This is a genomic window from Pacificoceanicola niger, assembly GCF_048553275.1.
Lineage (GTDB): Bacteria > Pseudomonadota > Alphaproteobacteria > Rhodobacterales > Rhodobacteraceae > Pacificoceanicola.
The window spans coordinates 103,265-128,366 of sequence record NZ_JBLZMW010000014.1 but is presented as its reverse complement, the minus strand read 5'-3'; the positions used below and the strand labels follow the sequence as shown (position 1 = coordinate 128,366).

The 25,102-nt window shown below is 62.4% G+C and carries 27 protein-coding genes; 9 read left to right on the top strand and 18 right to left on the bottom strand.

Translation table 11 applies throughout. The features are described from left to right. Positions 1–367: 367 nt before the first annotated feature. The 4 genes from ACN2XU_RS17195 to ACN2XU_RS17180 all read left to right on the top strand — a co-directional run bounded on the left by ACN2XU_RS17195 (position 368) and on the right by ACN2XU_RS17180 (position 4,552). Positions 368–1,552 (top strand): YjgN family protein, encoded by a 1,185-nt coding sequence (locus ACN2XU_RS17195; protein WP_419411687.1) that lies wholly within the window; start codon positions 368–370, stop codon positions 1,550–1,552. Beyond that, positions 1,552–2,703, top strand: a complete 1,152-nt coding sequence (locus ACN2XU_RS17190) for a M48 family metallopeptidase (protein ID WP_419411686.1) — start codon at positions 1,552–1,554, stop codon at positions 2,701–2,703. Before ACN2XU_RS17195 ends, ACN2XU_RS17190 begins: the two co-directional genes overlap by 1 nt. Before the next feature lie 167 nt (positions 2,704–2,870). After that, a complete protein-coding gene (locus ACN2XU_RS17185; protein ID WP_419411685.1) occupies positions 2,871–3,629 on the top strand; it encodes an electron transfer flavoprotein subunit beta/FixA family protein in 759 nt (252 codons plus the stop codon). Next, a complete protein-coding gene (locus ACN2XU_RS17180) occupies positions 3,629–4,552 on the top strand; it encodes an FAD-binding protein (protein ID WP_419411684.1) in 924 nt (307 codons plus the stop codon). The genes ACN2XU_RS17185 and ACN2XU_RS17180 overlap by 1 nt, the downstream gene beginning before the upstream one ends. A gap of 92 nt (positions 4,553–4,644) precedes the next feature. Here ACN2XU_RS17180 and ACN2XU_RS17175 read toward each other — a convergent pair whose 3' ends face one another. Continuing rightward, on the bottom strand, positions 4,645–5,484 hold the full coding sequence (locus ACN2XU_RS17175; protein ID WP_419411683.1) for a DUF6473 family protein: 840 nt from the start codon (positions 5,482–5,484) through the stop codon (positions 4,645–4,647). A gap of 156 nt (positions 5,485–5,640) precedes the next feature. Between ACN2XU_RS17175 and ACN2XU_RS17170 the strand changes: the two genes are divergently transcribed. Together ACN2XU_RS17170 and ACN2XU_RS17165 are read left to right on the top strand one after the other, a co-directional pair. Further along, a complete protein-coding gene (locus ACN2XU_RS17170; RefSeq protein ID WP_419411682.1) occupies positions 5,641–6,516 on the top strand; it encodes a 3-hydroxybutyryl-CoA dehydrogenase in 876 nt (291 codons plus the stop codon). Then, positions 6,513–7,013: a GNAT family N-acetyltransferase gene (locus tag ACN2XU_RS17165; protein WP_419411681.1), complete on the top strand. Its 501-nt coding sequence runs from the start codon at positions 6,513–6,515 to the stop codon at positions 7,011–7,013. Before ACN2XU_RS17170 ends, ACN2XU_RS17165 begins: the two co-directional genes overlap by 4 nt. Before the next feature lie 12 nt (positions 7,014–7,025). Here the strand turns inward: ACN2XU_RS17165 and ACN2XU_RS17160 are convergent, their stop codons facing one another. The 7 genes from ACN2XU_RS17160 to ACN2XU_RS17130 all read right to left on the bottom strand — a co-directional run bounded on the left by ACN2XU_RS17160 (position 7,026) and on the right by ACN2XU_RS17130 (position 12,483). After that, complete coding sequence (locus ACN2XU_RS17160; protein WP_419411680.1) at positions 7,026–7,901, bottom strand: lysophospholipid acyltransferase family protein; 876 nt, start codon at positions 7,899–7,901, stop codon at positions 7,026–7,028. Between the two features lie 75 nt (positions 7,902–7,976). Continuing rightward, positions 7,977–8,255: an HPr family phosphocarrier protein gene (locus tag ACN2XU_RS17155; RefSeq protein WP_419411679.1), complete on the bottom strand. Its 279-nt coding sequence runs from the start codon at positions 8,253–8,255 to the stop codon at positions 7,977–7,979. 35 nt (positions 8,256–8,290) lie between these two features. After that, entirely contained in the window at positions 8,291–8,689 is a 399-nt protein-coding gene (locus tag ACN2XU_RS17150; protein ID WP_419411678.1) for a PTS sugar transporter subunit IIA, read from the bottom strand. Continuing rightward, positions 8,686–9,606, bottom strand: coding sequence for an RNase adapter RapZ (gene rapZ / locus ACN2XU_RS17145; RefSeq protein WP_419411677.1), 921 nt, complete (start codon positions 9,604–9,606; stop codon positions 8,686–8,688). The genes ACN2XU_RS17150 and rapZ overlap by 4 nt, the downstream gene beginning before the upstream one ends. A 4-nt stretch (positions 9,607–9,610) precedes the next feature. Beyond that, a complete protein-coding gene (locus ACN2XU_RS17140; protein WP_419411676.1) occupies positions 9,611–10,045 on the bottom strand; it encodes an HPr kinase/phosphorylase in 435 nt (144 codons plus the stop codon). 5 nt (positions 10,046–10,050) lie between these two features. Continuing rightward, positions 10,051–11,778 carry a sensor histidine kinase gene (locus ACN2XU_RS17135; RefSeq protein ID WP_419411675.1) on the bottom strand — a complete coding sequence of 576 codons (1,728 nt, stop codon included), beginning with the start codon at positions 11,776–11,778 and terminating at the stop codon, positions 10,051–10,053. Positions 11,779–11,781: 3 nt separating this feature from the next. Further along, entirely contained in the window at positions 11,782–12,483 is a 702-nt protein-coding gene (locus tag ACN2XU_RS17130) for a response regulator transcription factor (protein ID WP_419411674.1), read from the bottom strand. Positions 12,484–12,875: 392 nt separating this feature from the next. On the opposite strand from ACN2XU_RS17130, the gene ACN2XU_RS17125 reads away from it, so the two are divergent. Further along, complete coding sequence (locus ACN2XU_RS17125) at positions 12,876–14,474, top strand: phosphoenolpyruvate carboxykinase (RefSeq protein WP_419411673.1); 1,599 nt, start codon at positions 12,876–12,878, stop codon at positions 14,472–14,474. Positions 14,475–14,675: 201 nt separating this feature from the next. Here the strand turns inward: ACN2XU_RS17125 and ACN2XU_RS17120 are convergent, their stop codons facing one another. The 7 genes from ACN2XU_RS17120 to ACN2XU_RS17090 form a co-directional block, all read right to left on the bottom strand. After that, on the bottom strand, positions 14,676–15,338 hold the full coding sequence (locus ACN2XU_RS17120) for a hypothetical protein (protein ID WP_419411672.1): 663 nt from the start codon (positions 15,336–15,338) through the stop codon (positions 14,676–14,678). Positions 15,339–15,341: 3 nt separating this feature from the next. Then, positions 15,342–16,742: a selenium-binding protein SBP56-related protein gene (locus tag ACN2XU_RS17115; protein WP_419411671.1), complete on the bottom strand. Its 1,401-nt coding sequence runs from the start codon at positions 16,740–16,742 to the stop codon at positions 15,342–15,344. Between the two features lie 135 nt (positions 16,743–16,877). Further along, positions 16,878–18,512 (bottom strand): acyl-CoA synthetase, encoded by a 1,635-nt coding sequence (locus ACN2XU_RS17110; protein ID WP_419411670.1) that lies wholly within the window; start codon positions 18,510–18,512, stop codon positions 16,878–16,880. Further along, positions 18,512–19,306: an enoyl-CoA hydratase gene (locus ACN2XU_RS17105; RefSeq protein ID WP_419411669.1), complete on the bottom strand. Its 795-nt coding sequence runs from the start codon at positions 19,304–19,306 to the stop codon at positions 18,512–18,514. The genes ACN2XU_RS17110 and ACN2XU_RS17105 overlap by 1 nt, the downstream gene beginning before the upstream one ends. 7 nt (positions 19,307–19,313) lie before the next feature. Then, the gene (locus tag ACN2XU_RS17100; protein ID WP_419411709.1) at positions 19,314–19,763 is read right to left on the bottom strand and encodes an OsmC family protein; all 450 of its coding nucleotides are present in this window, start codon (positions 19,761–19,763) and stop codon (positions 19,314–19,316) included. Then, positions 19,760–20,899, bottom strand: coding sequence for a glycine cleavage T C-terminal barrel domain-containing protein (locus ACN2XU_RS17095; protein WP_419411668.1), 1,140 nt, complete (start codon positions 20,897–20,899; stop codon positions 19,760–19,762). The genes ACN2XU_RS17100 and ACN2XU_RS17095 overlap by 4 nt, the downstream gene beginning before the upstream one ends. A 140-nt stretch (positions 20,900–21,039) precedes the next feature. Continuing rightward, a complete protein-coding gene (locus tag ACN2XU_RS17090; RefSeq protein WP_419411667.1) occupies positions 21,040–21,597 on the bottom strand; it encodes an Lrp/AsnC family transcriptional regulator in 558 nt (185 codons plus the stop codon). Positions 21,598–21,972: 375 nt separating this feature from the next. On the opposite strand from ACN2XU_RS17090, the gene ACN2XU_RS17085 reads away from it, so the two are divergent. Further along, a complete protein-coding gene (locus tag ACN2XU_RS17085) occupies positions 21,973–22,206 on the top strand; it encodes a hypothetical protein (RefSeq protein ID WP_419411666.1) in 234 nt (77 codons plus the stop codon). 11 nt (positions 22,207–22,217) lie between these two features. Further along, positions 22,218–22,724 (top strand): DUF3859 domain-containing protein, encoded by a 507-nt coding sequence (locus ACN2XU_RS17080; protein WP_419411665.1) that lies wholly within the window; start codon positions 22,218–22,220, stop codon positions 22,722–22,724. Between the two features lie 26 nt (positions 22,725–22,750). Here the strand turns inward: ACN2XU_RS17080 and ACN2XU_RS17075 are convergent, their stop codons facing one another. The 3 genes from ACN2XU_RS17075 to pcaH all read right to left on the bottom strand — a co-directional run bounded on the left by ACN2XU_RS17075 (position 22,751) and on the right by pcaH (position 25,096). Continuing rightward, positions 22,751–23,584 (bottom strand): 3-oxoadipate:acetyl-CoA acetyltransferase, encoded by an 834-nt coding sequence (locus ACN2XU_RS17075; protein WP_419411664.1) that lies wholly within the window; start codon positions 23,582–23,584, stop codon positions 22,751–22,753. Between the two features lie 159 nt (positions 23,585–23,743). Beyond that, positions 23,744–24,364 (bottom strand): protocatechuate 3,4-dioxygenase subunit alpha, encoded by a 621-nt coding sequence (pcaG, locus tag ACN2XU_RS17070; RefSeq protein WP_419411663.1) that lies wholly within the window; start codon positions 24,362–24,364, stop codon positions 23,744–23,746. A gap of 3 nt (positions 24,365–24,367) precedes the next feature. Continuing rightward, on the bottom strand, positions 24,368–25,096 hold the full coding sequence (pcaH, locus tag ACN2XU_RS17065) for a protocatechuate 3,4-dioxygenase subunit beta (protein WP_419411662.1): 729 nt from the start codon (positions 25,094–25,096) through the stop codon (positions 24,368–24,370). Positions 25,097–25,102 lie beyond the last annotated feature (6 nt).

Below are 25,102 nucleotides of genomic sequence, written 5' to 3'. Positions count from 1 at the left end.
CGCGCCTCCGGCGCTCCCCGAGATATTTACAGACCCGTGAAGACGCGCCCCCGCGGGGCCAGCGTTTAACCGGCTTAGAAGACTTCCTTACAGTCTGTTTCATCAAGCCGAGGCCACTCTCGCACAACGGCTGTCGTTTCAGGCGCCTGGCGATCAAATTATGACCATCCGCACAGAGACCCCCAAAGGATCCCAGAACACCGCATCGCTGGAGGTTCACAGCTTTGGGCCCCTCCTCGGCCTCGCAACCGGCGGGTCGACAAGCCAAATCCGTTTGTTTGTCCAAGTAGCGACAATACCATACTTTACAAATACTTGATTGGTATCCATCCAAGGCAAACGCAGTAAGGGTAACAAGGACAGGGTCATGCATTCCCCGCAAAGTCATATGAACATTTCCTACAATGGAGAGCGCGGCGCGCTCTTCGGTCTCGCTTTCAGAACCGGCTGTCTGACGTTGATCACGCTCGGAATTTACCGTTTCTGGCAAAAGACCCGCATTCGCAAATACATCTGGTCCTCTGTCAGCGCTGGCGGCGACACCCTTGAATACACCGGGACCGGGCTGGAGAAATTCCTCGGGTTCCTGATCGCCGTGGTCTTCCTCGCGGTCTATCTCGGCGCGATCCAGATGCTGCTGTTCTACTTCGGCATTTCGATGATGGCCGAGCCCGCGACCATGGAGCAATCCATCGCCCAGATCGTCGGCCTTTACGTCACGATCTTTGCCGTGCTGCCTTTCGTGTTCTTTGCGACCTATCGCGCCCGGCGCTACAAGATGGCGCGCACCCGCTGGCGTGGCATCCGTTTCGGCATGGAAAAAGGCGCGTTGGGCTATGTCTGGCGCGCCATCGGGCATGGTTTCCTGACCATCATCACGCTTGGCATCCTACTGCCACGCCAGACCTACCACCTCGAAAAATACATGACCGACCGGAGCTGGTTCGGCGATGAACCGTTTCGCCAGTCGGGCAAATGGACCGCGCTTTACGGCGCCATGACGCATATCTTCATCGGCATTGGCCTTCTGATCATGGCAGCTGTTCTCGGCGCGCTGGGACTTGGGATTGCCGCCGGGATTGCCGGTGTGGTCGGGTATGTTTGGCTGATCGTTGGCGGCATCGTTTATGGCGTACGCAGCTTTGGATACCTGACCAGCCAAAAGACGCTCGGCGACCAGGTTGGATTCATCTCGGAGCCACGCACCGGGTTTGTGATCAAGACATGGGTGATCGGCGTTCTGATGAGCCTGCTGATCCTGGCCCTCTTCGGCGCTGCAATCGGCGCGCTCGTATTCGGGGCCACCCTTGGAACCGGGGGCGAGCCGACCATCGCGGTCTTTGTGATCTCGGCCATCGGCTATGTCGCGCTGCTGGTGGTCTCACAGGCCGTCGTGCTGGCGTGGATCGTCCAGCCGATCCTTGGCCATTTCATCAGCACCGTGACCGTCACCAACCCCGAAGCGCTGGACATCATTCATCAGCGCGCCGCAGAGACCGGCATCGACGCGGACGGCTTTGCCGATGCGCTCGACATCGGGGGGGCCATCTGATGCAGGGCACCGAGGCGGCCTTTTTCGACGGCCTGTCCGCAGGACGGCACCGCGTGCATGTCGCCCTGTCCACGGATCGTCTGGCGCTTGAAATCACAGGGGATAGCCTGCCGGACACGCTGCGCTGGCCGTTGCAGGATCTGCGCGCCCCGCGCGACCATGCCGATACCGCCCGCCTGACCGTGATGCGCTTCGAGCCCGGTCAGGACGAGGCACAGCGGCACGAGGCGCGGCTGGTCATCGAGGATCCGGACCTGATTGCCTGGCTGCACAAGACCCGCCCCAATCTGTTCCGCCGCGATCTGCACCTGGGCATCCTGCGCAAGCTGGGGCTCTATGCCGGCGGCGCCATCACGGCGGTCCTGCTGCTGCTGTTCGTCATCATCCCGGCCATGGCCAACACATTGGCCAGGGTCATCCCGATCGAGCGCGAAATCGCGTTTGGCCAGACCGTCACGGCGCAGATGGAGCGCATGCTTGGCGGCTCGACGCTTGGCTCCCTGCGCTGCACCAACCCGGCGGGGCGTGTCGCGCTCGATCGCATGGCGCAGCGGCTCACGCAGGCGCAGGACATGGAGTACGACATCTCGCTGCAGGTTCTGGACCATGCGATGATGAACGCCTTTGCCGCGCCCGGCGGGCAGATCGTCATCCTGCGCGGCCTCTTGGACAAGGCCGGGCACCCGGATCAGGTGGCCGGGGTTCTGGCCCATGAAATCGGCCACGTCGAGAGCCGCGACGCCACGCGCAACGCGCTGCGCGCCGCCGGGTCAGCGGGCATCCTGACCATGCTTCTGGGCGATTTCACCGGTGGAGCGGCCATCGCCTTTGTCGGGGAACACATGCTCAATGCATCCTACACCCGCGAGGCCGAGGGCGCGGCGGACCGCTTTGCCCTTGGCATGTTGCAGGCGGCGCAGGTCGATACCGGCGGGCTGGCCACCTTCTTCGATCTCGTCGCGCAGGAAACGGGCGAGTTTCGCCTGCCCGGTTATCTCGCCAGCCACCCCGACACGCCCGAACGCGCGGCGCGGGCCCGGCAAACCGCCGAAACGCAGTCCGACACCACGCCGATCCTGAGTAACGCGGACTGGCAGGCGCTCAAACGAATCTGCGACGAAACGGCCCCCGCGGACGGCGAAGACACCTGATTTCCCGGGGCTTGTCGGCCTCTGGCGCGTCGCATTCTCGAAAACGCGACGTCCTTTGGCGCTAACGTGACGATTTTACTCTGTTTCATCACGCACCGACACGGTATCACCCTCTCCGAGAATGCCGCGCGGCAGCAAAGCCGCGCAGATAAAGGAGAGGAACGCTGATGAAGGTACTCGTACCCGTCAAACGCGTGATCGACTACAACGTGAAAGTGCGCGTCAAAGCGGACGGCAGCGGTGTTGATCTCGCCAACGTCAAAATGTCGATGAACCCGTTCGACGAGATTGCCGTCGAAGAGGCGATCCGCCTCAAGGAAGCCGGCAAGGCCGACGAAATCGTCGCCGTCTCCATCGGTGTGAAGCAAGCCACCGACACGCTGCGCAACGCGCTCGCCATGGGCGCCGACCGCGCGATCCTCGTGGTCGCCGCCGATGACGTGCATCAGGACATCGAGCCGCTCGCCGTGGCCAAGATCCTCGCCAAGGTCGTCGAGGAAGAGCAGCCCGGCCTCGTGCTCTGCGGCAAGCAGGCGATCGACAACGACATGAACGCCACCGGCCAGATGCTCTCCGCGCTGCTCGGCTGGAGCCAGGCCACCTTTGCCTCCGAGGTCGACATCGACGGCGACGCCGCCAAGGTCACCCGCGAAGTGGACGGCGGTCTGCAAACGATCAGCGTGAAGATGCCCGCCGTCGTCACCGTCGATCTGCGCCTGAACGAGCCGCGCTATGCCTCGCTGCCGAACATCATGAAGGCCAAGAAAAAGCCGCTGGATGAAAAAACCGCCGAGGACTACGGCGTCGACGTCACCCCGCGCCTCGAAATCGTCAAGACCTCCGAGCCCGCCGAGCGCGCCGCCGGGATCAAGGTTGCCGATGTCGATGAGCTGATTGCGAAACTCAAGGAAGCGGGGGCTGTGTAATGGCTGTACTTCTTCTTGCCGAAGTCAACGACGGTGCGCTGTCGATGGACGCCACCGCCAAGGCCGTGACCGCCGCCAAGGCGCTGGGTGAGGTGACTGTGCTCTGCGCCGGGGGCACCGCCGCCGACGCCGCCGCCGAAGCCGCGACCATCGAGGGCGTTGCCAAGGTGCTGGTTGCCGAGGACGCGGGCCTGTCCCACCGCCTCGCCGAAGCCACCGCAGACCTGATCGTCGGCCTTGCCGGTGATTATTCCCACATCGTCGCCCCGGCGACGACCGACGCTAAGAACGTGCTGCCCCGTGTGGCCGCACTGCTCGACGTGATGGTGCTGACCGATGTGTCCGGCGTGGTGGATGCGGACACCTTCGAGCGTCCCATCTATGCGGGCAATGCCATCCAGACCGTGAAATCGAAGGACGCAACGAAGGTCATTTCCTTCCGGACCTCCACCTTCGACGCGGCGGGCACCGGCAATTCCGCGCCGGTCGAAACCATTGGCGGCGCGTCGTCCGACCTGTCGTCCTGGGTCGAGGACAAGGTCGCCGAGAGCGACCGCCCCGAGTTGACCTCCGCAGGCGTCGTCGTCTCCGGTGGGCGCGGTGTCGGCTCCGAGGAAGACTTCAAGATCATCGAAGCCCTTGCCGACAAACTCGGCGCCGCCGTTGGCGCCTCGCGCGCGGCCGTTGATTCGGGCTTTGCCCCGAACGATTGGCAGGTCGGCCAGACCGGCAAGGTCGTGGCGCCGAACCTCTACGTCGCCGTGGGCATCTCCGGCGCGATCCAGCACCTCGCCGGGATGAAGGACAGCAAGATCATCGTTGCGATCAACAAGGACGAAGAAGCGCCGATCTTCCAGGTCGCTGACTTTGGCCTTGTGGCGGACCTCTTCGAGGCCGTGCCGGAACTCACCGAGAAACTCTGACGCCGGGGTGCGGGGCACAGCCCCGCCCTACGGACCGGAAGGCGTAAGGCCCGCCAATCGGCGGGCCTTTTTTCCTCAGGCGCCCTGCAATCTCAAGCCAACCCACCGCCCACCATCGGGCCGATCACCTCGGCCAGCGCATCCGCCGCTTCGGCATGAGCCATCGGCCCCATCTGCTCGGCGGCAGCGCAGGCCTCGAAATCGTTGAAGACCATGCCGAGCGTGCCCTGCATCGTCGCCTCTTCGGAACAGACCACCTCGACCACGGAGGACACACGCGGGCGCAGCGTCTCGATCATGTTGCGGGTGACGAAAAGCGGATCGCCCGCGTCAATCCCGCCGATCTTTTCCGGGACCGCGTGATCGGAGAACCAGAGCAAAACGACTTTGCCGCGCAAGATCGTCAGCACGTGTTTCATACGGCCGACCCAGGCCGTACGCAGCTCATCCGCGACCACCGCGTAGCGGTCTTCCGAAACCTCCCGCAGCCGCGCCAGCATGTGGCGATTGAAATGAAACTCGGTGAAATCGACCTCGGGAAACAAATCCTCCAGCCGGTCGGACGCGCGCAAGAACCGGTCGTTGCGGCGCGGATGCACCATGTAAAACCGATTGGACATATTCTGCGCCCCCATCACCTGCAGCACCTTCACCGCAGCACCGCCCGCCAGCCCGAGGACAGCCGGATCGTTCAGATAGAAGTCGACACCGGCATTCGCCACGCCGAAATTCACGCATTCCACCGCCAAAAGCCGTTCGAGCAAATCCGGAAAAGGCTGCGCGATGAACCGACCGTAGGTTTCAAGCCCTCCGAGGAAGGCGATGTAATCGCCGCTCATCTCGGCCTTTGGTCCCCGAAACATGACCCGGGAACTGCCGTATTTACATGGATAGTACTCAAGCGTACCCGGACCACCGGAATGGACAGTCATAGCCCCACCTCTGATTTATCTCACCCGAAGAGGAGAATCGCCCAAACAGATTGCGAAAAGCCTAAAGTGAAAATGCATCATTAACTTGAACCACCTGCCCTTGCAGCCACAGCGAAACAGGGCCAATGTCTGGCCGTCAAATCAGAGGAAGCGCACATGGAGATCAAATCGGTAGGTGTCGTTGGCGCCGGTCAGATGGGCAACGGGATCGCACATGTGATGGCCCTTGCGGGCTATGATGTCTGCCTGAACGACATCAGCCAGGAGTCGCTCGACAAGGCCGTGGCGCTGATCACGCGAAACCTTGACCGCCAGGTCAGCCGCGAGACAATCTCCGGCGCGGATCGTGACGCGGCCCTATCCCGGATCTCGACCACCATGGACTTGCCCCAGATTGCCGCAACCGATCTGGTGATCGAAGCGGCGACCGAACGCGAGGACGTCAAGAACAAGATCTTCGAAAGCCTCGCGCCGGACCTCGGCCCGAACACCATCCTGACGTCCAATACCTCCTCCATCTCGATCACTCGCCTGGCCTCTCGCACGGACCGTCCGGAGAAATTCATGGGGTTTCACTTCATGAACCCGGTGCCGCTCATGCAGCTGGTCGAGCTGATCCGCGGCATCGCCACGGACAAGGAAACCTACGACGCCTGCCTCGCCGTGGTGAACAAGCTGGGCAAAACCGCCGCCAGCGCCGAGGATTTCCCAGCCTTTATCGTCAACCGGATCCTGATCCCGATGATCAACGAGGCCTGCTATACGCTCTACGAGGGTGTCGGCTCCGTGCAATCCATCGATATGGCCATGAAGCTCGGCGCAAACCACCCGATGGGACCGCTGGAGCTGGCCGATTTCATCGGTCTCGACACCTGCCTTGCAATCATGAACGTGCTGCATGACGGGCTGGCGGATACCAAGTATCGTCCCTGCCCATTGCTCACGAAATACGTCGAGGCCGGATGGCTCGGACGCAAGACCAAACGCGGTTTCTACGACTATCGCGGCGACGCGCCGGTCCCGACACGGTGATCCGATCCGCCGAAGCGGCGGACGCGCGCGCCATCGCCCGCGTCCACGTTCAGGCGTGGCAGGAGACCTATCGCGGCCTTCTGCCCGACGCGCTCATCGACGCGCAAAGCTACGAAAAACGCCTTGTCTTCTGGCAGGGGCTCTCCGAACACCCGGATGCCAAACAGGTCTTCGTTGCCGCGCCCGGTGCGGAAATCGTCGGTTTTGCCTCCGTCGATCTGACCCCGACGCGGGATGCCCGCATCGCGCAGGTGGACTCGCTCTACGTGCTGCAGGCCCATCACGGAAACGGCTATGGCCGGGCGCTGCTCCGGGCCTGTTTCGAGACCATTGAGGCCCAGGGTATTCACCGCGCATGGGTCGAAGTGCTCGACAGCAATGCCCCGGCGCGGCGGTTCTATGAACATATGGGCGCGGAGTTGACCGGAGAAGACGTCGACCCGCGCGGCTTTGTCCACGTGATCTACCAATGGCCCGATCTGCGCCGTACGCCCTGAGACAGCGAAACCTCAGCCGTCCTTCAGGCCGAGCGTCTGCTCCCGCAGCCACGCCACGAACTCGCGCTGCCCACCCGCAAACGACTTGATCTTTTCGGGTGTGATCGGCTTGCCGACCACCGGCTTCTGTGGACGGCGGCAGGCGTGGATTACCTCATGGATCAACAATCCCTGCCGCAGCGTGGCCGAGAGTTTGTTGGCAATCTGATAGGCGCGGCTGTTTTGCCCGGGAAAGAACACCGGCACCACCGTAGCCCCGGAACGCTGTACCATCTTGGCGGTAAACGGGTTCCAGCCCGCCTCGATCGCCGGGCCAAACCATGTCTCCGAATGGGCCACAACCCCGGAGGGGAACAGCACGATCACACCGCCATCCTTCAGATGTCCCATGGCGCGCGCGCGCATCTCAAGGCTCTGTTCGCGGGCATCCGTTTCGTGCGGAAACGGCACCGGGATCATGAATTCCTCGATCTCGCGCACACCGGTCAACAGTGAGCGGGTGAGAATGCGGTAATCGGTGCGCACCCGCCCGATCATTTCGGCCAACACCATCCCGTCAACAAGCCCGTGCGGATGGTTGGCAACCACGATCACCGGCCCTTTGGCCGGGATATTGGCAATCTGCTCCGCCGGGGTCTCAAGGTCGATGCCCATGATATCAAGCGCCTGTGTCCAGAACGCCTGCCCCTCCGCGGGGCCCATGCGTTCGAAGCGGCGCACCATGCGCAGCAGCGGGATCTTGCCGGTTGCCCATTCCATCGCGCGGATCGTGTTCGCTTTCCACGGATTGGTGAACGTGTTGGCGTAGCTGACCTTGCGCTTGTCGTAGGGGGCGGACTCGGGTTGAGGCGTCGTTCCCGTGGTCGGCGCGTCAATGCCCTGGACCATGCCTGTCCCTTGTCCCGTCTTCCTGTCCGGACAGTCCCTGTCCCGGATCCGTGGTCACCCGCCGGCGCCCGGCGCCTAGCACTCTTCCCCGAAGCGATCCGCCACCAGCGCCTCGACCGCATCGGCCAGCGCCTCGGCGTCCGGACCCGAGGTTTGCACCTCAATAGTGGTTCCCTTCGCGGCTGCCAACATCAAAAGGCCCATAATGCTGTCTCCGCTGGCGCTCATGCCGTCACGGCTGACCTCCGCCGAGGCATCGAAACCCTCGACCACCTCGACCAGCTTGGCCGATGCGCGGGCGTGCAGCCCCTTCTCGTTTACGATTTTCAGCGCACGCTGCACGGACTGGGACATGGAATGGCTTTCTACTAACGGTTTGAACAGACGACTCAGGCCGCGCCGGGCCCGATGTTGCGGCTGTCGATATACTTGCGTCCGGCCTCAAGCGCACCCCTTACCGCGTCACCGACCGGCATCTGGCGGGACTTGGCCAGTTTGATCAACATCGGCAGGTTGGCCCCATAGAGGATCCGCCGGTTCGCCGGCTGGCAGGCCATGAGCGACAGGTTCGACGGCGAGCCGCCGAACATATCGGTCACCAGAACCACACCATCGCCCCGGTCAACCTCGTCGGCGGCAATGCAAATCTCGGCTTCCTTCTTGCCGCGATCACAGTCGGCCTCGATGGAAATGGCCGCGATGCCCGGCTGTTTGCCCACCACATGTTCTACCGCCGAGAGATACTCCCGCGCGAGGCCTCCATGGGCGACAATCACGATACCGATCACTGCGGAGCCTTTCCCTCATTGGGCGCCATACGCGCCGCGCCTGTGGCCAAACCCCGGCGCTCCAGTTCGCGGTGTCTAATTGACACCCGCCAGCCTTCTTGTGCAAGTGCAGCAGCGATGTATTCCGTTACGGCAACAGACCGGTGTTGCCCCCCGGTACATCCAAAACCAACCGAGAAATGAGCCTTGCCCTCCTCGACACAACCAGGAAGCACATAGAGGAGCAGATCCAGCACCCGCTCCATCAACCCCTCATAGCGCGGATCGCCCGCCACGTAGTCCGCCACCGGCAGATCAAGCCCGGTGTAGGGTCGCAGGTCGGGCTGCCAATGCGGATTGCGCAGGAACCGGCAGTCAAAAGCCATATCAAGCCCCTGCGGCAGGCCGCGCTTGTAGGAAAACGAGTGCACCGACAGCGCCATGCCCTGCCCGGTGGCCTGTCCGAACCAGCCTTCCATCTCCGCGCGCAGCTCATGCACTGTCAGATCCGTCGTATTGATCAACACGTCGGCGCGGCTGCGCACATCCTCCAGCAGCGCAAGTTCCCGCGCGATGCCTTCGGCGGGCGAGTCATCCGGCGCGAGGGGGTGACGGCGGCGGGTTTCCGAGTAGCGGCGGCTCAAGACGTCCGGCGCACAATCGAGATACAGCAGATCACAGCTCAGCCCCGGCATCGCAGAGAGCGCCCGATGCACCTCGATCAGCCCTTCCGCAGAGAAGTCCCGATTGCGCACATCAATGCCCAAGGCCATCGGTCGCGGCCTGTGATCCGGCCCTTCGATCAGGCGCGGCACAAGGGAAAGCGGAATGTTGTCAATGCTTTCAAAGCCAAAGTCCTCCAGCGCGTTGATCGCGGTGGAGCGCCCGGCGCCCGAGGGGCCAGTGACCAGAACCACGCGATGCATGCCGTTGGACATGGTTTTACTCCTTTCGCCCACCCTTCAGATATTGCATCACAGCGGCCGCAAAATAGGGGGACGCGGAATTGTGAAGCAACGGCACCGAGACGTTCATTAGCATGGATTCGCGAACAGGAGGCAAACGGTGCGTTTCCATCTCGTCAAGGTCGAGTATCGCCGCCAGCGGCGCGCCATCCGCCACCTCCGCATGAAGGATCCCCAAACCGCGCGCCTCGATCAACCCCGCGATGGTGCGTGGCGCGCTGAGCCAGGGGGCGCCGTCTTCTTGCGGGTCGACCTTCACCCTGTCATCAGAGATCAACAGCGCGCCTCGTGACATCAACTCAAGGGCGATCGACGATTTGCCGGAGCCGGTTGCTCCGCGGATCAGCAGACCACGCCCGCAAACCGTCACCGCAGTGGCGTGAAGAACGACGGGCTTTGCGGCGTCGGTCATATCGGTCAGATGGGCAGACCCACGACGAACCGGGCGCCGAGCGGCTCAGAAGTCACATCCGCTTCGGTCGGTCGGATGTTCTCGGCCCAGATCACACCGCCGTGAGCCTCCACAATCTGTTTCGAAATCGCCAGACCCAATCCGGAGTTGTTGCCGAAGTCTTGGCTGGGGCGCGATGTGTAGAATCGTTTGAAGATCTTTTGCAGCGCTTCTTCCGGGATGCCGGGGCCGGTATCCTCGACCACGACCAGAACGCGATTGTCACGACGGCGCGCCCAGACCCGGATCGCATCACCGTCCTCGCAGAACGAAATGGCGTTGGTGATCAGGTTGACGAAGACCTGCGCGAGGCGCGGCTCCAGACCGTTGATCAGGATCGGACGCGGCGGCAGGTCGGTGATGAACTCGACGCCTTTCTTCTCTGCATCCTGCCCGAGAAACTCGGTGATATTGCCCAGCAGATCGAGCAGGTTGAACTCCTGCTCCTCTTCCTTGACCAGCTCGCTGTCGAGCCGGGAGGCATTGGAAATATCGCTCACCAGCCGATCCAGACGCCGCACATCGTGCTCGATCACCTCAAGCAACTTGGTGCGGTGCTCTTCCTTGCGGACCATACGCAAACTGCCCACGGCAGAGCGCATGGAGGCGAGAGGGTTCTTGATCTCATGGGCGACATCGGCGGCGAACTGTTCGTTGCTGTCGATCCGATCGTACAGCGCGCCAACCATGCCGCGCAGCGCACCGGACAGGCGGCCGATCTCGTCCGGACGCGCCGTCAGGTCGGGGATGCGGATACGGCCGGTTGTCTTGCTCCGATGGTTGCGGTCACGGCCAATCTCGGCGGCATCGGCGAGGTCGGAAATCGGGTTGGCGATGGTCGAGGCCAGCACAAGGCTGAGCCCGATGGAGACAAGCGTGGCGATCACGAACATCTGCAGCACCCGCTCGCGCTCGGCGGCGACGGCGGCGTCAATCTCGGCCGCGGTAGAGACAAGCGCGACCGTACCAAACACCGCGCCGCCCAGCCGAATGGGGGAAAAGGCATGAAACAGCGTCTCGCCATGCGGGCCATTGCCCGAAACCACGCGGGTTAGGGTTGGATCGCCGGCTTCGATCATGCGGCGCAGCCGGTCCTCCAGAACCAACTCCGGCTCCGATGAGAAATAGGTGAAAAAGCCCGAAACCGTGCGCCAGATCGTATCGAGAAAATTCGAGATCAGCGTCGGCTCTTCGTCTTTCGGGATCGCGTCGAGGAGCGGCGACAGGGCGCCGGACGCATCGCCAACGAGGAACCCGCCTGCGTCGTAGACCATCAGCTGCACACCCTGGCGCAGATCGAGCCCCGCCACGGTCCGCGCCACGTCAATCCCCGACGAGGTGCCAAGCGCACCGGCAGTTCCATCGCCCAGCTGCGCCTCGAACACATCGGCGATCAGCTCGACCTCCGACTGCAGCGCGTTGGCCTTGTGAACCGCCAGCGTATCGCGCGACGAGTTCAGCCACAGGATGCCCGCGACAAGCACGTTCAGCGCAACAAGGTTGAACGTGATGATTTTCCGCGTCAGTGGCGAGCGGTTAAGCGAAAACAGACTGCGCTGCGCACGGCTGTCGCGCAGCTCTTTTTCCACCGTGCTGTCCGGGGCGACCCAATCGTCGCCCAGCACAACATCGGCGTTGTTCCGGGACGTCTCGTCCCGGTCATCTGTCTCTGAGAACCGCTCGGCCAAAGCCATGGATCACTCTTCGTTGTAGCGGTAGCCGATACCGTAAAGCGTTTCGATCGCGGAAAAATCCGTATCCACGGTCCGCATCTTCTTGCGCAGACGCTTGATGTGGCTGTCGATGGTCCGGTCGTCGACATAGACCTGATCGTCATAGGCCACGTCCATCAGTTGATCGCGTGACTTCACGAAACCCGGCCGCTGTGCAAGCGCCTGCAACAGCAGGAATTCCGTGACCGTCAGGGTCACGTCCTGCCCCTTCCAGCTCACGGCGTGGCGCAACGGATCCATGGTCAGGCTGCCACGGGTCATCAGCTTGGTTTCCTCGGTCTCGCCCACGACGTCACCGGCCACCGCCTCCTGACGGCGCAGCAGCGCGCGGATCCGCTCGACAAGCAGACGCTGGCTGAAGGGCTTCTTGACGTAATCGTCGGCGCCCATGCGCAGACCCAGAACCTCATCGATCTCATCGTCCTTGGACGTCAGGAAGATCACCGGCATCTTGGACTTCTGGCGCACACGCTGCAGCAGATCCATGCCGTCCATGCGCGGCATCTTGATGTCGAAGACGGCCATATCGGGCATCTTCTTGTTAAAGGCATCCAGCGCGGCCTGTCCGTCGTTGAATGTCTCGACTTCGAAACCCTCGGCTTCAAGGGTCATCGACACCGATGTCAGGATATTCCTGTCATCGTCCACAAGGGCGATTTTCGACATTGATTATTCCTTATACTGCTCTGTTTGCCTGATTTTTTTCTTCAGTATGCGAGAAATTTCCCATTCCAACAATCCCAAACTGCGAATCAGACCACGTCGTCCCCATCATTGGAGGTGGATTTCCCAAAGGAATGGCTAAAAAGCCTCACCTTGATTCGCAGCATTCTATGCATTGTCCGGATGGGTGCGCTAACGGCGATACAGATCGTCGCAGTCCGCGCTAACACGCTCGGCAGGCAATCGCCGTGGTGGCGCTAAACCACGAATGGTTGCGCTAACTGAGTGAATGCGTCCTGTTCACGGCGGAAAGCGTCATGTTAAAGGAAAGTTCTCAGGCGTCCCGCCGGACGCAAGATACTTACCTCATAGGCGCTGCGACAGGAGCTAGGCAGATGACATTTGGACGGGTCAACCCGCAATTCCGGCTTGAAGATCAAGGGATCGAAGGTCTGGGCAATGTCTATTACAACCTCATGGAGCCTGCGCTGATCGAAGCGGCTCTGAAAAAAGGCGAGGGCACGCTTGGCAAGGGAGGCTCTTTCCTTGTCTCCACCGGCCAATTCACCGGCCGCTCGCCCAAGGACAAGTTCATCGTGCGCACCCCCCTGGTCGAAGACTCGATCTGGTGGGAGAACAACGCTCCGATGGAACCCGCCGGATTTGACGCGCTCGAAGCAGACATGATCGAACACATGAAGGGCCGCGACTATTACGTCCAGGACCTTACCGGCGGCGCCGATCCGGCCAATGCAATCGACGTGCGCATGGTCACCGAACTGGCGTGGCACGGTCTCTTCTGTCGCCACATGCTGCGCCGTCCGGACCGCGAGGACCTCGACACCTTCGAAGCGGACTGGACCGTGATCAACTGCCCCAGCTTCAAGGCCGACCCCAAGAAGCACGGCTGCCGCACCGAAACGGTTGTGGCGATGAACTTCGATAAAAAACGCATCCTGATCGCCAACACCGAATACGCGGGCGAGAACAAGAAATCGATCTTCACCCTGCTGAACTACATCCTGCCCGGCAAGGGCATCATGGCGATGCACTGCTCGGCAAACCACGCCGTCGGCAACCCGGTCGACACCGCGATCTTCTTCGGCCTGTCCGGCACCGGCAAGACCACGCTGTCGGCCGATCCGGAGCGCGTGCTGATCGGCGATGACGAACACGGCTGGTCCGACCGCGGCACCTTCAACTTCGAAGGCGGCTGCTATGCCAAGACCATCTCCCTCTCCCCCGAGGCAGAGCCGGAGATCTACGCCACGACCGAGAAATTCGGCACGGTGATCGAGAACATGGTCTTCGATCCGGAGACCTTCGATCTCGATTTCGAAGACGACAGTCTGACCGCCAACATGCGCTGCGCCTACCCGCTGAACTATATCTCCAATGCGTCGAAAACCGCGCTTGGCGGGCATCCGAAGAACATCATCATGCTGACCTGCGATGCCTTTGGCGTGCTGCCTCCGATCGCGCGTCTGACACCGGCGCAGGCGATGTATCACTTCCTCTCCGGCTTCACCTCCAAGGTCGCCGGCACCGAGCGCGGCGTGACCGAGCCGGAGCCGACCTTCTCGACCTGCTTCGGCGCGCCCTTCATGCCGCGTCGCCCCGAGGAGTACGGCAACCTGCTGCGCGACAAGATCGCCAAGCACGGCGCGACCTGCTGGCTTGTCAACACCGGTTGGACCGGCGGGGCCTATGGCTCCGGCTCGCGTATGCCGATCAAGGCAACCCGCGCCCTGCTGCACGCCGCCCTTGATGGCAAACTGGCCAATGCCGATTTCCGCAAGGACCCGAACTTCGGCTTCGAAGTCCCGGTTCATGTCGAAGGCGTGCCGGAACTGCTCCTTGACCCGCGCAAGACATGGGACGACAAGGCCGCCTACGACGCGCAGGCGCACAAGCTCGTGCAGATGTTCGCGGACAACTTCGAACAATACGTCCCGTTCATCGACGACGACGTGAAAGCCGCCGCAATCAGCTGAGCGGCCCCAAACGGCCCCGGAAAAGGCCCCCGCTTCGGGGGCCTTTTGCTGAAAACGGTACAGGTTCAAGCTGGAAGTCGACTTGTTGCGCAATGACCGCTGCGAGCCCGGAGCACCTTCACCCGGCCACACTTTGGCTGCGTGTGCATCGGCTGGTGTCAGCTCTCTTGAAGGGCGCCCCCTTGCGCGCGGATCCGCTGCCTACGCAACGATCGAGTACAAAGCGATACCCCCAACCAGGATCAGGCTGATTGCCCATACGACATCCAGGTTGAGCCAGCTTCGGGACAGTGCCTTGAGGCCGAACCAGCGGTAGACCGAATAAGCGAAGGCCGCACCCGTCGTGAACATGGCCGTCGTATGTGCGAACGCCACCAGAACGGCCGTGCCGAGGCTGCCCGACATCAGCCCCGCAGCGGCGGCGTGGCCCGCATCCGTCGTGATCGTCTCACAAATCCCGAGGTAAATCGGCACCAGCATCAGCCCGGCCCCGTGCGCCATGGCGGCCAGGAAGGACCAAAGCGCCAGCCGCGACGGTGGCACGCGGGCAAGAAATCGCGGGTGGCGGCGGTTGATCAGCAGGTAGACCCCCAGTGTGATCACCAGAGTGGCCGCTCCGATCTGGATCTCGCGCTGCCATTCCGCCAGAAAAAGCAATGCGCCGAACGGAAACAGGATCGCGGCCATCGCCAGCAGATGCCCGAGCGCCAGCGCACCCAGCGCCCGCCACAGACTGCGACTTTTGCGGTCCATCAGCGCCGCCGATACGGCCAGCGGCCAGCCCATTCCGGGGTTCGCGCCATGGTACAGCCCCGAGACGACAACGGCCCCCCAAAGGGCCGTTGCTGTGTTTGGTGCGTCCATTGATCAGGCGGACGGGTAGCAGAAGCTGTCGGTCGAGCAGTCCCCGCCTTCCAGGCGGATCTGGTGGCTGCGATAGCCCTTCGGGAAATCGACGTAGAAATCCTCTGCCAGCGTCAAACCGCCATTCTCACTCACATGCGCCATGACCATCTGCCCGCCTTCGTCATCAGGGTAGAACTGATCATCCCACGTCGAATACAGCGAGTTGGTCCAGTAGACGCGCTTGCCGTCGCGGCTGATCTCGACCATCTGCGGCCCATAGGCAAAGGGCTGACCGTTGGGATGTTTCGCCCCGCGTGCGATGCCGCCCAGTTCGACCTTGCCCGCCAATCTGGGGTTGAACGGGTCCGACACATCATACTGGTGCATTTCGCCCAAGCCCCAGCAGGCAACGTAGAGGTATTTGTCATCCAGGCTGAGGTCGATATCCGTCACCAGCGGCGGCACCGCGCCAAAGCCCTGCAACAGCGGCGGCAGGTTTGCCGGGTCTTCGGGGCGGGGGTCGATGGTCAGGGTCTTCTTGGCCTCGAAGGTGCCGTCGTCGTTCTGCCACCAGGTAAAGATCGCACCTTGCAGGTTGGTGGTGTCCACCACGACACCGCAGAACCCATAGTCCTTGGACGGGTCATGCGCCGGGCGGATTTCCAGCGCCATCTGGTGGTTTTCCCCCAGATCGATGGTCTGCACGTTCTTGCGCTCGCGCAGCTTCCAGAAGTGGATCGCGTGGCCGTATTTGTTGGACAGAAGGTCCTCGGCGACGATCCCGTTTTCGTACTGTGGCGGCAGGCCCCATTCCGAACTGACCATGTAATCGCGCGGCAGGTTCCACCAGAAATCGTAGTGCTTGTCCTGCTTGCCCCGGTCCATTTCATAGCGGCCAAGGATCTCGAAGGTTTCGCAATCCATGATGAAGATGCCTGGAGGGCCGTCGGTCCCGTCCTCGCCGCCGCCGCCCAGTGTGCTGACATAGATGCCTTCGGGGCCGCAATGGATGGTATGGGGGCGGGAGTAACCGGTCTTGGCAAAGACTTCTTCGGGTTCGATGATCTTGTGGATCTTCGCTTCAAGCGGCTCTTTCACGTCGATGATATAGATGCGCGACGACCGGATGCCCGGGATGATCAGATAGCGCCGTTCCAGAAAGGCATGGCCCGACAGCGGCGACAGGGACGAGGAACAAGCGTTCCAGCCGAAGTGGTGGAACTCGTCGCCCTTGTTCGGCATGATCAGCTGGTGGACGATCTCGCCGTAGGTGTCCGATTTCGGGTCCACATCGACAACCGCAAGGCCATCGGGCTGGGAGCCATCCGGCGACAGCATCAGCGTGAAGGCCAGCGTCTCGGCCGGCGCCTCCATCGCCAGTTTCGGGGTTGCGTGGAATGTCGGGTCCGGTCTCAGGTTCATGGTCTCTCCTCCCTATGAATCGTCGTTCGAATATCTCGCCTTTTTCCGTGGCCTCTCAAATCAGAGGGCCACTCTGCCATGGATTGCAGAGTCGCCCAAAAGGTTTCGTCGAGAGGGCATTGCCCCCCGGCAAGTTCATGCCTTTTCCAGTGTCCGCGCCTGGTCGCGCAGGGTGAACTTCTGGATTTTGCCAGTCGACGTGCGCGGGACCGGGCCAAAGATGAAGCGCCCCGGCACCTTGTAATGCGCAAGGTTGTCGCGGCACCACGCCTTCAGGCTGGCGGCATCGGCCTGCTGCCCTTCGGCCAGTTCGACAAAGGCGCAGGGGGTTTCGCCCCATTTGTCATGCGGTTGTGCGACCACGGCAACGACGGCAACGGCGGGATGCCGATACAGCACCTCTTCGACCTCTATCGACGAGATGTTCTCGCCGCCCGAGATGATCACGTCCTTGGACCGATCCTTGAGTTGGATGTAACCATCGGGATGAATCACCCCCAAGTCACCCGAATGGAACCAGCCGCCTTTGAACGCCTCTTCGGTCGCCTTCGGGTTGCGGAAATAGCCCTTCATCACGACGTTGCCGCAGAACATGACCTCACCCATGGTTTGACCGTCGCGGGGCACGGGCAACATGGTTTCGGGGTCGAGCACGTCCAGCCCTTCGAGCGGCAGATAGCGCACGCCCTGACGCGCCTTCAACCTTGCTTGCGCGGCGGGCGGCAGGGCAGACCAATCCGCGTGCCAATCATTGACCACGGCCGGGCCGTAGGTTTCGGTCAGGCCGTACAGATGGGTGACGTCGAACCCGGCCTCTTTCATGTCAGCCAGCAGCTTTTCCGGCGGCGGGGCGGCGGCGGTGAAGAACTGGACCGGCTGGTCCAGCGGGCGTTTCACCGCGTCTGGGGCCGAGATCATCAGCGACATGACGATGGGCGCGCCACACAGATGCGTGACGCCCTCATCGGCCAGCGCCGCCCAGATCGGTTCGGCCCGGACTTGGCGCAGGCAGACATGGGTGCCGATGATCGCCGACAGGGTCCACGGGAAACACCAGCCGTTGCAGTGGAACATCGGCAGGGTCCACAGGTAGACCGCGTGTTTCGCCATGCTGGCCGTCAGCGCGTTGCCCTGCGCCAGCAGATAGGCGCCCCGGTGATGGGTCACGACGCCCTTGGGATCGCCCGTGGTGCCGGAGGTATAACTGATCGCGATGGCGTCCCATTCGTCCTGCGGCCTCAGCCACGCGAAATCCGGGTCGCCGGAGGCAAGGAAGTCCTCGTAGTCCGGGGCCTCGTGCGCCATGCGCGGCCCGTCGAATTCCGGGTCGTCATAGACGATGACCTTGGGCCTGGCCGCGCACAGCCTCAGCGCCTCGTGCAAAAGCGGCAGGAACTCGATATCAACGAAGACCAGTTTCGACAGGGCATGGTCCAGTTGGAACGCGATGATCGCCGCATCCAGCCGCGTGTTGATCGCGTGCAGCACCGCGCCGCACATCGGCACTCCGTAATGACATTCCAGCATCGCGGGCGTGTTGGCGAGCAGCGCAGAAACGGTCTCTCCCCTTCCAATCCCTTGCGCCACCAAGGCCGAGGCCAGTTGTCGGGAGCGGCTGTAGAACGCGGCATAGCTGCGCCGCACTGCGCCATGGACGATGGCAGTGTGATCGGGAAAGACCAACGCGGCCCGTTCCAGAAAGCCGATCGGGGTCAGCGGCTGGTAATTCGCCGGGTTGCGGTCAAGGCCGGTGTTATACGGATTGTCCATCAGGCGTCCTGCCATTCGGGCGCGCGCTTTTCGATGAAGGCACCGATGCCTTCTTGGGCGTCGCGGGCCAGCATGTTGTCGACCATCACGCGTGTGGCATGGTCATAGGCCTCGGCCAGCGGCATCTGCGTCTGCGCGTAAAACGCCCGCTTGCCGGTGGCCAAGGTCATCGCGGATTTCGCGGCGATCTTGCGCGCGACCGCCATGACCTCATCGCTCAAGGCCTCGGGCGTGACGCAGCGATTGACCAGCCCGATCTCTGCGGCGCGCGCGGCGGGGGTCATGTCGCCGGTCAGCAGCATTTCCATCGCGTGCTTGTGGGCAACGTTGCGCGACAGAGCCACCATTGGCGTCGAGCAGAACAGACCGATATGAACGCCCGGTGTGCTGAACTGAGCGCTGTCCGCCGCAATCGCCAGATAGCAGCTGGCGACCAATTGGCACCCGGCGGCGGTGGCGATGCCGGTGACTTCGGCGATCACCGGCTTGGGGCAATTGACAATGCCTTGCATGACACCGGAACACTGGGTCAGGACACGGGTGAAATAGGCCCGGCCACGGTCATCCCCCGCACGCCCGGCGGTCATTTCCTTGAGGTCGTGCCCGGCACAAAAGGCCGGGCCATTGGCGGCCAGCACGATCACCCGCACCAGCGGATCGCGTCCAGCCTCGACAAACGCCGTGCCCAGCGCGGTCAGCATCGCCTCGGACAGGGCGTTGCGCCTGCCAGGATCGTTCAGGGTCAGGCGCAGGATGCCGTCGGTGTCCAGTTCGCGCAGGAGGATATCGGTCATGCCAACCTCAGAAGATGTTGATTTCGACGCTGTCCGCCAAAGTGTTGGCGATGAAGCAATAGCGATGCGCGCGGTCCTGCATCTGGGCCAGTGCCACGTCCGTGACGGCAAAGCCGGGGTCGAAGCGCACCACCGGATGCAGGTCGATGCGCGTGACCGACATTTGCCCACGCGGGTTCTTGCCCAAGTGCGCGACGGCGTGGTCGGAATAGCCCGCCACAGGCCAGCCCGCCTTCGCCGCAAGCGCAAGGAAGGTCATCATGTGGCAGCTCGACAGGGCAGAGGCCAATGCCTGCTCGGGGTTGGTATGGCCCGGATCACCGCCCCAGTCGGGGGCGGCGTCCACGTCGATGTCAAAGCGGTTGCCGTAAGACACCCGATGCGCGGCGGAATATTGTCCCGGCATCAGGTCAGAACCGCCCCGATGCCAGTGCAGGTCGATGGCCAGCGACATCAGGCAGCCGCCAGCGATTTCTTCGGATCGAAGAAGGGACGGTCCACCACGGTCGCCGTGGTCGGGCCGGTCGGCAGAACGACTTCAAGCTGCATGCCGATATGTGCGTGCTCGACCGAGACCATCGCCAGCGCGATGTTTCGCTCCAGCCGGGGCGAGTAGACAGCAGACGTCACCTGACCGATCTGCGTGCCATCGCGGTTGATCGGCCAGAAAGTCGTATTCGGCCCACGCAGCGGATCGGAGTCGATGATCAGACCAACCTGCTTGCGCGTGATGCCCTCGTCGCGGATGCGCTTCAGCGCCGCCTTGCCGATGAACTCAACCTCCATGTCGAGGTTGCACAGACGGTCGAGACCCAGCTCGAACGGGTTGGTGTTGATGTCCGCATCGGCGTGATAGGACAGCATGCCGCCCTCGATCCGGCGGATCGACGAGGTGTGGCCGGGCTTCAGGCCGAATTCCATGCCCGCCGCCATGATGCGTTCCCACAGCGCGTCGCCCTGCGACCCGTCGCGCAGATACAGCTCGTAGCCCAGTTCCGACGACCAGCCGGTGCGCGAGACGATCAGCGGGATACCGTCCAGATCGAGTTCGCGCAGCCAGTAGTATTTCAGATCCATGATCTCTTCGCCGAAAAGCGCGGTCATGATCTCGCCCGATTTCGGACCCTGCAATTGCAGCGGCGACACGTCGGGTTCGCAGATATGGACGTCGAGACCCGAATGCACCGCCACCCCTTGCGCCCAAAGCAAGATGTCGCTGTCGGCCAGAGAGATCCAGAAGTGGTTTTCCGCCAGCCGCAGCAGGATCGGATCGTTCAGGATGCCGCCTTGGGCGTTGGTGATCAGGATGTATTTGCACTGACCCACGGCCATCTTGGACAGATCGCGCGGCGTCAGCATCTGAACGAAGTGCGCCGCATCCGGCCCGGTGATCTCCACCTGCCGTTCCACGGCCACGTCACACAGGATCGCGTCGTTCACGAGGTTCCAGAAGTTCTGTTCGGGATCGCCGAAGTCGCGCGGAATATACATGTGATTGTAAACGGAAAAACCTTTTGCTCCCCACCGAACGGTGGCGTCGAAATAGGGGGATTTCCGGATCTGCGTGCCAAAACCAAACTCGTCTGCGTGCATGTCGCTGTGCCCTTGCTGGAACCCGGACTGGCGGCCCGGGACACGGTGAATGATGCGCTTATTTAGTCGGCAAATCTCGAAGAGTGTGGTCTGAAAAACGGGCAGATCGTGGACTGTTCAGGCTGAATTTCTGGCAGGTTTCAGAACGTTCGGTCTTGCGGCACTTTGCCTACGAGGTTGGCGACGTTCGGGCGGGTGGCCTTGATCACCCGTGTCGCGAAATAGGTCATGTATCTTTCGACCGGCAGGTCGGCCTCCAACATGTCCTGCATCAGGTCCTGGAAGGCCGCCACGGTCCGAGAGACCACTTTCATGACGTAGTCCATTCCCCCCCCGGTCGCCACGCACTCCGTAATGGCGTCATGTTGCATCACCCAAGCCTCGAACCGTTCGAAGTCCCTCTTGCGGTGGCTGTTCAGTGATACTGTGACAATGACCTGGGTAAAGTCACACAACCGGTCCAGCGCAATATCCGCATGGTAGCCGCGAATGTATCCCTCGGCCTTGAGCCGATCCAGTCGGGACCAGCACGGCGTGGCAGAGATATTCACTATCTCGGAAAGCCGGGTCTTGCTCAGCTGGCCGTGGCTTTGCACCGCAGCGAGAATACGGATGTCGGTAGCATCGAGACCGAGTTTCTTCACCTGCCTGAACTTTCGTTGTTCAAAATCAATGGGAACGCCGAGCTGCGAAGGCATCGACCCTTTTCCTGTGTAGCGTGTCTCGTCGGCAATGCCATTCGGTTTACGACAAACACAGATCGCAGAGCGGCATGCCGAACACCCGCGGCCCATCGCAAATCTACATGTATTCCCGACTTCCTGCTTTCAGCACACAGGCGACACGGGACGTTTCATGTCACGCTCGCAGCGAACGGCAGGAAAGTCCCGATTGTGTTGAATAAGTCGATGTCCAGACGCGGAGAGGTAGTTCGGCAGACCATCGCCCCGCCACGGAGGCTCTGTCCAAACGCGCTTTTTCAGAGTTCGCTCTTCGAGATTTATGTTCCAAAATTTTGAGGTGAATTTCGGCCCGCAGAGTTTTTCAGTTAAACCTCCCGACAGCAGGCATCCATGGCAATCAGCCTCGAGGAAGTCTTCGGAAACCGGCTGGGTTTCATCGCTCTGTCCAGAACGGCCCTGCGCTCCGCATTGTACTGCGTGCTGTCAAGGGCAGGCTGGCATCGAGGCCCCGGTTTCTATCCGGCACTGGAAATTTGCGAAATTTCCGGACCGAAGTCTTTGAAAGACTTCGGCGCGCCCTTGCCGAAAGTCCGAATGTCACTCCTCTCTATCCGCCCGGCATGATACCCAAAGCCATGATCCGTCTTGCCACCGCCCTGCTCCTCCTCGCCTCCCCCGCCGCCGCCATTGAGCTGGTCGAATTCGGCGTGATCTGCGAGATCACAACCGATGGCCAGCGCCAGGCCCCGCTCACCGAAAGCGGCGTGATCAACAGCATCGACCAATCCCGCGCCTTCGATGTCACCACCACCGGCGTCCCCGCACATCTCGGCCTGAGCTTCGGCCTGCGCATCCTGCTGCCCGAGGGCGAGACGAGCCACGGTACGCGCATGAGCGTCACGCACCCGCCGCTCGGCAAACGCGGCGTGACCACCCAAAGCTGGAGCGCCCCGCTGACGCCGGGCGCGCCCGCGCTCAATCTCTTCACCTTCGAAAAGCCGTACGAGATGGTGCAGGGCACATGGACCTTCGCGGTGATCGACGATCGGGGCAAGCGTCTGGAGCTGAGCTTTGAAGTGCTGCCGCCCGGCTCGGTGCCACAGGTGCAAACCGCCTGTTTCGATCCCGCCCCGATGTCCTGAGGCGCGACAGGCCGTAGGGCGGGGTTTTACCCCGCAGCCCGCAGCCCAAGGATCTCGCGGGCCTGCTGCCAGCTCGCCACCGGACGTTCGTACTTCTCGCAAAGCTCCACCGCCCGCGCGACCAGCGCCGCATTCGACGGGGCCAGCGTGGTCTTGTCCCAGCGCACATTATCCTCCAGCCCGGTGCGGGTGTGCCCGCCGGCGGCGATGGACCACTCGTTAACCTCGACCTGATGCCGCCCGATGCCCGCCGCGCACCACTCCGCCTCCGGAGCAAGCCGCTGCACCGTCTTGATGTAGTAGTCAAACACCTCACGGTCACAGGGCATGGCGTTCTTCACACCCATGACAAACTGCACATACAGCTTGCCGGGGATGCGCCCGTCCCTGTTCATCTCGGCGGCCTTGAAGATATGGCTCAGGTCAAACGCCTCGATCTCCGGCTTCACCTCATAGGTGCGCATTTCGCTGGCCAGCCAATCGACCAGATCCGGCGGGTTCTCGTAAACCCGCGTCGGAAAGTTGTTCGACCCCACCGACAACGACGCCATGTCGGGCGCCAGGGACAGCATCCCGCCCCGCGCCTGCCCCGCGCCGGACCGCCCGCCAGTGGAGAGCTGGATAATCATGCCGGGGCAGTGTTTCTTCAGCCCTTCGACCAAGCGCGCGAACCGCTCCGGATCCGACGTCGGGTTCTCGTTTTCGTCGCGGACATGGGCGTGGCAGATGCTCGCCCCGGCCTCGAAGGCCGCCTGTGTGCTCTCTACCTGCTCCTCGATGGTGACGGGCACCGCCGGATTATCCGCCTTGCGCGGGACGGACCCTGTGATGGCGACGCAGATGATGCAGGGTTTTGACATGGGGGAGGCTCCTTCGGTGTTCGCGCGGACTTTGGCGCTACGGGAGGTCAGGTTCAAGAGGGCAGACCCCGCGCCGGAGACCCCACCCGCGCAATTTTGAGTATTTGAAAAGAGAAGAAACAGGGACGGCGCGCGGCCGCCCCCGCGTGGGCCCGGGGATCAGAGGTCGAAGAACACCGTCTCGTCCTCGCCTTGCAGGCGGATGTCGAAACGGTAGACCGGCTGACCGTCCCGCTCCCTGCGCGTCGCGATCAAGGTGGCGCGGCGCTTTTCCCATTCGATGGACGTGATGACCGGGTCCTTCGCGTTCGCCTCGGCCTCATCCTCGAAGTAGAGCCGGGTGTTCAGGCCGACATTGATGCCGCGCGCCACGATCCACAGGTTGATGTGCGGGGCCTGCATGGTGCCGTTGCGGCCCGGCACGCAACCCGGCTTGATGGTGTCGAACGCCCATTCGCCGGTCTCGAAGTCGGTGATCACCCGGCCGAAACCGCGAAAGCCGTCTTCGACCTCGCCGCTGCTTTCCGGGTGCGCATAGACGCCCGCCGCATTGGCCTGCCACGCCTCCAGCAGCACGTCCTTCACCGGGCTCCCGGTGCCGTCGATGACGAGACCCTCCACGCGGATGCGATCGCCCCCGGCATTCGGTCCGGCGATGTCCTTGCCCAGTTCCTGCTCATAGATATCAAAACCTGCCGCCCCTGGCGCCAGGCCGATGTGGACATAGGGTCCGGCGGTCTGGGACGGTGTTTCCTTGAGGTAGTTCAGAGATTGCACCATGGATCAATTCCCCTCCAGACGGTTTTCGAACAGCGTCGAGCGGCGTCCTCGCAGCACGATATCGAACTTGTAGGCGATGGTATCGAGCGGGATCGTGGCATTCAGATCGAGCGCCGCGACAAGGCTGTCGACCGCCTCCTGCGAGGGGATCGTCTTCACGATGGGGCATTTGGCGATCAGCGGGTCGCCCTCGAAATAGCACTGGGTGATCAGCCGCTGCGCGAAGGCATGGCCAAAGATCGACAAATGGATATGGGCCGGGCGCCAGTTGTTCACCCAGTTCTTCCAAGGATAGGCCCCGGGCTTGACCGTGCGGAAGAAGTAGTAGCCGTTCTCGTCGGTGATCGTCCGCCCGCAGCCGCCGAAATTCGGATCGACCGGCGCCAGGTAGGTGTCCTTCTTGTGGCGGTAGCGCCCGCCCGCGTTGGCCTGCCACGCCTCGACCAGCGTGTGCGGCACCGGACGAGCGTTCTCGTCCAGAACCCGGCCGTGCAGGATGATCCGCTCGCCGATCGCGCTCTCGCCCGGCTTGGCATAGTTGGTGAGCATATCCTTGTCGCGCGGGTCGATATCGCCATGGCCAAAACGCGGACCGGTGATCTCGGAGACGGTATTTTCAAGGCTGATCAGCGAGTAACGCGGCGAGCGCGCCACGGAGGTCTTGTAATCATGCGTGTACGCGGGCGGATGCCACTCGCGGTCTCGTTGGTAATATTCTGCGGGTGTCGACATGTCGTC